General features: G+C 61.5%; 12 protein-coding genes and 1 other RNA gene. 6 read left to right on the forward strand and 7 right to left on the reverse strand.

The features are described 5' to 3' along the window. The coding region (locus tag U0988_RS02400) for an AAA family ATPase (protein ID WP_322291054.1) at positions 1–570 on the reverse strand (570 nt) is incomplete at its 3' end. Positions 571–800: 230 nt separating this feature from the next. On the opposite strand from U0988_RS02400, the gene U0988_RS02405 reads away from it, so the two are divergent. From U0988_RS02405 to U0988_RS02415, 3 genes are read left to right on the forward strand one after another with little or no spacing between them, the layout of a single operon-like run. Then, positions 801–923 (forward strand): hypothetical protein, encoded by a 123-nt coding sequence (locus tag U0988_RS02405; protein ID WP_322291055.1) that lies wholly within the window; start codon positions 801–803, stop codon positions 921–923. Between the two features lie 46 nt (positions 924–969). Continuing rightward, positions 970–1101, forward strand: a complete 132-nt coding sequence (locus U0988_RS02410) for a hypothetical protein (protein WP_322291056.1) — start codon at positions 970–972, stop codon at positions 1099–1101. Continuing rightward, on the forward strand, positions 1098–1325 hold the full coding sequence (locus U0988_RS02415; RefSeq protein WP_322291057.1) for a PspC domain-containing protein: 228 nt from the start codon (positions 1098–1100) through the stop codon (positions 1323–1325). The genes U0988_RS02410 and U0988_RS02415 overlap by 4 nt, the downstream gene beginning before the upstream one ends. Before the next feature lie 51 nt (positions 1326–1376). On the opposite strand, the gene U0988_RS02420 is transcribed toward U0988_RS02415, so the two are convergent. From U0988_RS02420 to U0988_RS02445, 6 genes are read right to left on the reverse strand one after another with little or no spacing between them, the layout of a single operon-like run. Then, positions 1377–2171, reverse strand: a complete 795-nt coding sequence (locus U0988_RS02420) for an SDR family oxidoreductase (protein ID WP_322291058.1) — start codon at positions 2169–2171, stop codon at positions 1377–1379. Then, positions 2168–2716, reverse strand: coding sequence for an NUDIX hydrolase (locus U0988_RS02425; RefSeq protein ID WP_322291059.1), 549 nt, complete (start codon positions 2714–2716; stop codon positions 2168–2170). Before U0988_RS02425 ends, U0988_RS02420 begins: the two co-directional genes overlap by 4 nt. Further along, positions 2716–3390 carry a hypothetical protein gene (locus tag U0988_RS02430; protein ID WP_322291060.1) on the reverse strand — a complete coding sequence of 225 codons (675 nt, stop codon included), beginning with the start codon at positions 3388–3390 and terminating at the stop codon, positions 2716–2718. The genes U0988_RS02425 and U0988_RS02430 overlap by 1 nt, the downstream gene beginning before the upstream one ends. A gap of 1 nt (position 3391) precedes the next feature. Then, a complete protein-coding gene (locus U0988_RS02435) occupies positions 3392–4198 on the reverse strand; it encodes a TPM domain-containing protein (protein ID WP_322291064.1) in 807 nt (268 codons plus the stop codon). Then, positions 4198–4734, reverse strand: a complete 537-nt coding sequence (locus tag U0988_RS02440; RefSeq protein WP_322291065.1) for a TPM domain-containing protein — start codon at positions 4732–4734, stop codon at positions 4198–4200. The genes U0988_RS02435 and U0988_RS02440 overlap by 1 nt, the downstream gene beginning before the upstream one ends. A gap of 5 nt (positions 4735–4739) precedes the next feature. Then, positions 4740–5378, reverse strand: coding sequence for a LemA family protein (locus tag U0988_RS02445; RefSeq protein ID WP_322291061.1), 639 nt, complete (start codon positions 5376–5378; stop codon positions 4740–4742). A gap of 191 nt (positions 5379–5569) precedes the next feature. On the opposite strand from U0988_RS02445, the gene mscL reads away from it, so the two are divergent. The 3 genes from mscL (at position 5570) to ssrA (ending at position 6812) form a co-directional block, all read left to right on the forward strand. Next, a complete protein-coding gene (gene mscL / locus U0988_RS02450; RefSeq protein ID WP_322291062.1) occupies positions 5570–5992 on the forward strand; it encodes a large conductance mechanosensitive channel protein MscL in 423 nt (140 codons plus the stop codon). 102 nt (positions 5993–6094) lie between these two features. Next, positions 6095–6346 (forward strand): hypothetical protein, encoded by a 252-nt coding sequence (locus U0988_RS02455; RefSeq protein WP_322291063.1) that lies wholly within the window; start codon positions 6095–6097, stop codon positions 6344–6346. A gap of 122 nt (positions 6347–6468) precedes the next feature. After that, positions 6469–6812: a transfer-messenger RNA gene (gene ssrA / locus U0988_RS02460) on the forward strand. Positions 6813–6979: the final 167 nt, after the last annotated feature.

The raw sequence follows: 6979 nt of genomic DNA on the forward strand, positions 1-6979 counted from the left end.
GTGCTGCGCCATCTGCGCCTCGATCCCGTCCAGCCACGCCGCTTCGGGTGGCCGGTCATCACCCAGCAGCCGGTTGCGTTCGCGCAGCGCGTTTTCGTAACGTGCGGCATGGCGGGCATGGGCGGGGTCCAGCGCCAGCGCCATCCGGTCCATGAACCGCCGCCGCGCGCCCGCACTGTCGGCGAACAGTCGGTCCATCGCCGGCGTCAGCCAGCTGATGGCGAGCCATTCGCCGAGTCCGACTGCGCTGGCCGGAGCGCCGTTGACCTGCACCAACCGCCGCCCGGGTTGGGGCGGCTGGGTAAAGGTGCCGAGCCGAACGGCGTCTTCTTCCGCCTGCCCGGCCAGCGAGGCCCCGACCTGGAATCCGCCCGGACCGTCCGAACCGGCCATTTCCGCAAGCGCCGCGCGCCGAAGCCCTCTACCGGGGGCGAACAGCGAAATCGCTTCCAGCACATTGGTCTTGCCCGCGCCGTTTTCGCCGACCAGCAAATTGAACTGCCGCGCGCCGTCAAGACGCGTTTCGCGGTGATTGCGGAAGTGGGAAAGGGTGATCGCATCAAGAGCCATGGGCGGGTGCAGCCCTAGCCCGCAGGCAGCGATTGCGCCAACCGAAAAGGCACGTTTCCAATTGTTGGTGGAAAATCCCAATATTGCGGAATTATTGTTTATCGCTATGCCGCCGATTTGGTTAACTTTGGCTGAAAACTGCGGTTTTCCGAAACTGGCACGGCCCGTGCAACGTATCTGGCATCCCCGGGAATGGTTTCCGGGAAAACCAGTAAGAAGGAAAATCTACCGTGGCCAATCTCAGCAACCGTGTTGTCGCAGCACTTTCGTCCATCGCCCTGTCGGCAGCGTTCCTGGCATTCGCAATCGCCCCTGCCAGCCAGACCGTCGTCCAGTCCGGCCTCATCGCCTGAACCTACCATTCCCCGGCGTCATCCGGGCCAAGCACAGGAATACACCATGACCGATATCAGTAATCTCAGCAGTCGCTTCGTCGCCGCTCTGTCGTCCATCGCCCTGTCGGCAGCCATTCTTGCCTTCGCAATTGCGCCCGCCAGCCAGAGCGTCTTCCACTTCGGAGCGATCGCATGAGCAATCTCGACCACAGCAAGAACCGCACGCCTGTAAGCGGATCAGCCAGCAAGAACTTCCGCCTGGACAAGGCACATGGCAAGATCTGGGGTGTCTGCGGCGGGATCGCCAATTACTTCGGGATCGACGCCACCCTGGTACGCGTAGCTTTTGTCCTGGGTACGCTGATCGGCTTCGGATCGTTGCTGCTGGTGTACGTCGCCATCGCACTCATTGCGAATTGAGGGGGCCCTGCGGGGTCCCCCCAACCATTCCGATATTCCGAAGCACCAGGATTACATGGCGGAAATGCCGCCATCCAGTTTCAATTCCGCGCCGGTCATGAAACTGCTTTCATCGCTGGCAAGAAACAGCACCCCTTGCGCGATTTCGCGCGGCTCGCCGATCCGGCCAAGCGGTATCTGACGGGCGAGCTTGCCCACCACCACGTCCTTTTCGATCCCGGCATTCCGGCCGATCCCGTCCAGGATCGGGGTGTCCACAAATGTGGGGTGGACCGAATTGCAGCGGATGTTCCACCCGCGCTTGCCGCAATGCAGGGCAACCGATTTGGTCAGCATCCAGATCGCCGCCTTCGAGGCGTTATAAGCGGGCATGGTATCGCTGGCGATCAGACCGGCAATCGACGAGATGTTCACGATCGAACCCGGCTGGTGCTCCTTCATCAGCGGCAATGCCGTCTGGCACCCCAGGAATGCGCTGTCGACATTAACCGCGAAGGCCTTGCGCCAGTCTTCGAAGGTGCAGGTTTCGATATTCCCCGCCACCCCGATCCCGGCGTTGTTGACCAGCACCGACAACCCGCCAAGCTGTTCGCGCGCGGCCTCAACCGCGGCGGTCCAGTCGGCCTGGCTGGTCACGTCATGGCCCAGCGCATAGGCCGTCCCGGAACCGCATTCCGCGTTGATCAGCGCCGCCGTTTCCGCCGCGCCAGCCGCGTTGAGATCGGTGCACAGCACCCGCGCGCCTTCCTGCGCCAGCAGGGTGCAATGCGCGCGGCCAAGGCCCTGCGCAGCGCCGGTGACCAGCGCCAGTTTGCCGGCGACACGGCCATTGATCCTGGCGCTCATGGTAATTCCTCTCTGAAGATTGTCGTGCCGAGCAGAAGCAGCAGCTTTACATCGATTGCGGCACCCGCCGCGCGCTTGCTGTCGAGGAAATCCGCCAGTTCCGCAAGAGGCACCCGGTGGGCAGTGATGTTTTCACCTGCGACCCCGCCGCCTTCGCCGACTTGGGTCAGCCCGCTCGCCCGGACCAGAGTGAAGTTCTCGCTGAGCATTCCGGGGGAGGAATAGTATGTGCCGAGATCGGTCAGGCGCTCTGCCCGGTAGCCGGTTTCTTCTTCGAGCTCGCGCCCCGCTGCGACCAGCGCATCCTCGCCTTCGTCGCCGTCCCCGTCGCCGATCAGCCCGGCGGGAAGTTCGATACAACTCCGGCCCAGCGGCACACGGTATTGTTCGACCAGCAGCACCTGCCCATCCTCCACTGCCGCGATTACCGCGGCGCGGATGTTGCGGGCGCGGCCGACATATTCCCACCGTCCGCGTTTCTTCGCGGTCACATATTTGCCCTGCCAGACCACTTCTTCGGGCGCGTCGTGATCCGGGGCCGGCATCAGACCTCGATCAGCCGGTCGGGGAGTTCGTTGACATCGTCCGCGCCGCGCGGGAAGTGCTGCGCCAGCACCGCGCCGACATCGCGAATTCCGGCGGCCATGCCCTCGGCAATGTGGCCCTGCTTTATCTCGGTCAGCATATCGGCCATCGCCTCGCCCCAGACTTCCGCCGGAACTTTCACAGCGATCGGTTCATCGGCGACAATTTCCGCCCGGTGCTCGCGCAGGGAGAGATAGATCATGATCCCGGTGCGGCCATGGGTACGCCGCTCCGCCCCGACCTTGAAGAGGGAAATCGCGCGGGCGTGCACCCGTGCGGTCTTGACCGGGCCGGGTATCAGCAAGAATTTGAGCGGCTGCCACAATTGGATCAGCCACACCGCGAAGAACTTGAGCAGGCCGAGCGCAATTGTCAGCGAGATAATCTCGCCGTTGGTCCACTGGTGCCCCCAGCCGCCCATCAGCGCGTCGATCTTGCCGAGGAAGAAGGCCGGCCACACGGCAAACACGCTCATCGCGGTAAACGCTGCCACCGCGGCCCAGGCGAGCGCGATGTCGCTGTACCCGTCCGACTGGCCCGCCAGCACCGTGACGATTTCGCCCGAAGTGGTTTCCTCCGCCGCAGTAACCGCCGCGGTGACGATCGCCGCATCCTGTGTGTTCAGGTAAGCCATGTTACCAGCCTCCCGAGGCGCCGCCGCCCCCAAAACTGCCGCCGCCACCGGAGAATCCGCCGCCGCCACCCCCGCCGAAACCGCCAAAGCCGCCCGAGCCATGGCTGCCACCGGCGCTGCGAGCCGCCGCGCTGAGAGCTTCCCACAGGATGATGTTGCCCACCGTGCTGCCGATGCCGCCATGGCGCCGCCTGCGTCCGCGTCCGCTTAACATGGGCAGGACGAAAAAGAAGAATATGAATGCGAACGGGAGGAATGCGCCCACGGGAAATCCCCCGCTGGTCTCGCGCTTCTCGTTTGCCTGCGCGGCAATCTCCAGCGCCTCCGCCTCGGGCAATTGCAATTGCTGGATGATCGCGTCCGTGCCGACATCGATTCCGCCGGGATAATCCCCGTCGCGGAAACGGGGCAGGATCTGCTGCTGGATGATCAGCGCCGACAGACCATCCGTCAGATAGGGCTCCAGCCCGTAACCGACTTCGATCCGCACCTTGCGTTCTTCCGGTGCGACCAGCAATATCGCGCCGTCGTTGCGCTCCGCATCGCCAAGACCCCATTCGCGGCCCAGACGGTAGCCGTAATCGGAAATTTCATACCCCTGCAGGCTCGGCACGGTCACTACCACCAATTGCCGTTGGGACTGTGTTTCGAGTGCTTCCAGCTTGGCGGCCAGCGCGGCTTCGTCCGCATCGGGGATGATGTTGGCGTTATCGACCACACGGCCGGTAAGCGCAGGAAATTCCTGCGCGCTCGCCGGAAGGGCGAACACCATCGCCAAGCCAACGAGCAAGATCGAAAAACGGCGCATCATGTTGTTTTTCCAAGTTTGGTCCTCAACTCGCGGTCCAGCAAGTCAACGCCGTTTTCTATTCCGGCAACATAGTCGCCATCCCTGAATGATGGCAGCATCATCTCGATGAATTCGCCACAACGATCATCCGGCAATGACTTTTCCAGACCGTAACCTACCTCAATCCGGACCTTTTGTTCGTTAGGGGCAACGATCAACAGCAATCCGTCATTTCGTTCCTTGTCGCCCAAACCCCAGCCGCGACCCAACCGCAGGCCATAATCCTGAATTGTCAGCCCTTCCAAGCTGGACGTGGTCACCACTACAAACTGGGCCTTGGTATCACGCTCGATTTCGGCCAGCTGAGTTGTCAGATCCGCTTCAATCAAATCCGGAATAAGGTCAGAGGCATCGACGACGCGCCCGGTCAACTCAAGCGGCGCGTTTTCCGCTCGAGTTGGTTCCGGGAACAGCCCCAGTGGATCAACTGACTCGTCACATCCGCTAAGCGCCACTGGTGCAAGAAAGATGAGGACAAGGGCAGGCGCCCGCATTTCGGTCAACTGCCCGGCGTGGTGTCGGTATTCGGCGTCATGTCCAATGTGGGCGCGGCCTCGGCGCCCGGCGTGGTTGCCTCGTAGGGGACCATCGGTTCCGCACCGTGGATCAGGTTCGCGCCGATCGTATCGGGGAAGGTGCGAATGGTGGTGTTATAGACGCGGACCGCTTCGTTGTAATCGCGCAGGGTAATGCGAATGCGGTTTTCCTGCCCCTCAAGCTGGCTTTGCAGCATCTGGTAATTGGCAATGCTCTTCAGGTCGGGATAGGCTTCAAAGCTTGCCAGCAACCGGCCGAGACCCGCGCCGAGCTGCGACTGGGCCGCCTGGAACTGGGCCATTTTCTCTGGATCGTTGAGGTCGTCGGCGCTCAATTGAACGCTGGTCGCCCGGGCGCGCGCTTCCATCACATCGGTCAGGATGCCGCGTTCCTGCTCCGCCGCGCCCGCCGCCACTTCGGCCAGATTGGGGACCAGATTGGCGCGTTCCTGAAACGCGGCCTGCACATCGGCCCATTTGGCCTTGGCATTTTCTTCTGCCGCCGGCACTGAGTTGATCCCGCAGGATGCAAGACCCAGCGCGGCAAGGGCGACGAGCGCGGACCGGACCGGCGCAAACCGGCGAACGGAGGTGAAATTCATTTGCAAAATCCCCTTGAAAATCGCCTTCCGGCGGCTCTTCGGCATTGTCGAGTACCTGTGTTAAACAGATAGCACACCGCCACGCCGTTTCAAGCGTTTCACGAACCGAGGGAAGCGACATTGCCAGCTCGCTTGGCATTTTCGGCCTCTGCTGGCAGAGTTTATTCGGACCAGAGAAGGGGACTGCTGCAATGCTCAAGGATTTCAGGGAATTCATCGCCAAGGGTAACGTGATCGACCTGGCTGTCGCGGTGATCATCGGTGCGGCGTTCGCCGCCATTGTGGGATCGCTGACCGACGAGATCATTATGCCGATCGTCGGCGCGATTTTCGGCGGGGCGGATTTCTCCAACTATTTCATTCTGTTAAGCGCGCCCGAGGGCTATGAAGGCTCGCCCACGGACTATGTCGCGCTGAAGGAAGCCGGCGCTGCAATGATCGGCTACGGCGCGTTCATCACCGCGATCATCAATTTCCTGATCCTGGCGTTCATCATTTTTCTGATGGTGCGCTATGTCAAGAAACTCACCGCAAAGGACGAAGTTGCCGCGCCGCCTGCGGGGCCGAGCGAGGTCGACCTGCTGACTGAAATCCGCGACCTGTTGAAAAAATAGGTCGGCTGCCCGCGCGTCCGGGAACCGCCTGCGCAATTGTTAGTTAAGTGCTGCATGGCCGCCGCCACCGGCGCCTGTCCTACTTTAAGAGGGGAACCTTACATGCGTAAATTTCTGATTGCTTCCGCGCTTACCTCCGCAATGGCCCTGGCGGCATGCGCCGGTCCGGAAACGGAGACTGAAGCCGAAGCGGAAGCCATGGAGCAGACCGCCGACGAATATGATGCGGCCGCCGATGCAGCCACCACCGAAGCCGGTGAAGAAGCGTTGGAAGAGCAGGCCGATGTGGCCGAAGATCAGGCCGATGTGCTTGAAGAAGCGGCGGACGAAGAAGAAGGCATTGTGGCCCAGTAATCCACTCGCCCACAACATGCCGCCGTGGTGCAACCTGCCCGGCGAAACCTATTCGAGAAAAGGGCAGAGCGCGCGGCGCTCGGCCCTTTTTTCTCGTCTTTCTTGCCTGCCGCGCGCGCGGGTCACTTCACATTAATCCAATTGCGTCTATATGAGACCTGCCGGTTTCGACCGGATATGGCGATAAATTGCGATGTGCAATAGACGCAGCGGACCCGGGGGCAGTACCCGGCGGCTCCACCAAAACCCCTGATCCGTCAGGGACTTCTGACGGGGCCGAACTAGGATCGACGTGTGTTCAAAAGCATTGTTTTTGCCCGGGTTGAGAATCCCCGTTAAAAGCTCACAACACATAAGTGCAAACGATAACGACGCACTCGCAATCGCTGCGTAATCTGACGGCCTAACGGCCTGATCTTACAAAGCTAAAGCGCGGTTGGACCGACCGGGCAACAGAACGGATACCGGGCGTCCGGAGGGTACGTAGCAACAGAAACCCTCCACTTATTTCATCCTTGGTTCGGGCCATGTGGCGGGAAGCCAAGGTCGGGCGAAGTTTCAAGCTTGCGCCGTGGATTGCTTCGCTACGCTCGCAATGACGAGATTTTTGCAGGAGCGCGGCACATCACGACA

This window comes from Allopontixanthobacter sp., assembly GCF_034376665.1.
Taxonomy (GTDB): Bacteria; Pseudomonadota; Alphaproteobacteria; order Sphingomonadales; family Sphingomonadaceae; genus Allopontixanthobacter.

Excerpts from the sequence above, each read along its gene's own strand:
- U0988_RS02410 (WP_322291056.1), top strand. The coding sequence starts at position 970 with ATGACCGATATCAGTAATCTCAGCAGTCGCTTCGTCGCCGCTCTGTCG.
- U0988_RS02415 (WP_322291057.1), top strand. The coding sequence starts at position 1,098 with ATGAGCAATCTCGACCACAGCAAGAACCGCACGCCTGTAAGCGGATCA.
- U0988_RS02420 (WP_322291058.1), bottom strand. The coding sequence starts at position 2,171 with ATGAGCGCCAGGATCAATGGCCGTGTCGCCGGCAAACTGGCGCTGGTC.
- U0988_RS02425 (WP_322291059.1), bottom strand. The coding sequence starts at position 2,716 with ATGCCGGCCCCGGATCACGACGCGCCCGAAGAAGTGGTCTGGCAGGGC.
- U0988_RS02430 (WP_322291060.1), bottom strand. The coding sequence starts at position 3,390 with ATGGCTTACCTGAACACACAGGATGCGGCGATCGTCACCGCGGCGGTT.
- U0988_RS02435 (WP_322291064.1), bottom strand. The coding sequence starts at position 4,198 with ATGCGCCGTTTTTCGATCTTGCTCGTTGGCTTGGCGATGGTGTTCGCC.
- U0988_RS02440 (WP_322291065.1), bottom strand. The coding sequence starts at position 4,734 with ATGCGGGCGCCTGCCCTTGTCCTCATCTTTCTTGCACCAGTGGCGCTT.
- U0988_RS02445 (WP_322291061.1), bottom strand. The coding sequence starts at position 5,378 with ATGAATTTCACCTCCGTTCGCCGGTTTGCGCCGGTCCGGTCCGCGCTC.
- mscL (WP_322291062.1), top strand. The coding sequence starts at position 5,570 with ATGCTCAAGGATTTCAGGGAATTCATCGCCAAGGGTAACGTGATCGAC.
- U0988_RS02455 (WP_322291063.1), top strand. The coding sequence starts at position 6,095 with ATGCGTAAATTTCTGATTGCTTCCGCGCTTACCTCCGCAATGGCCCTG.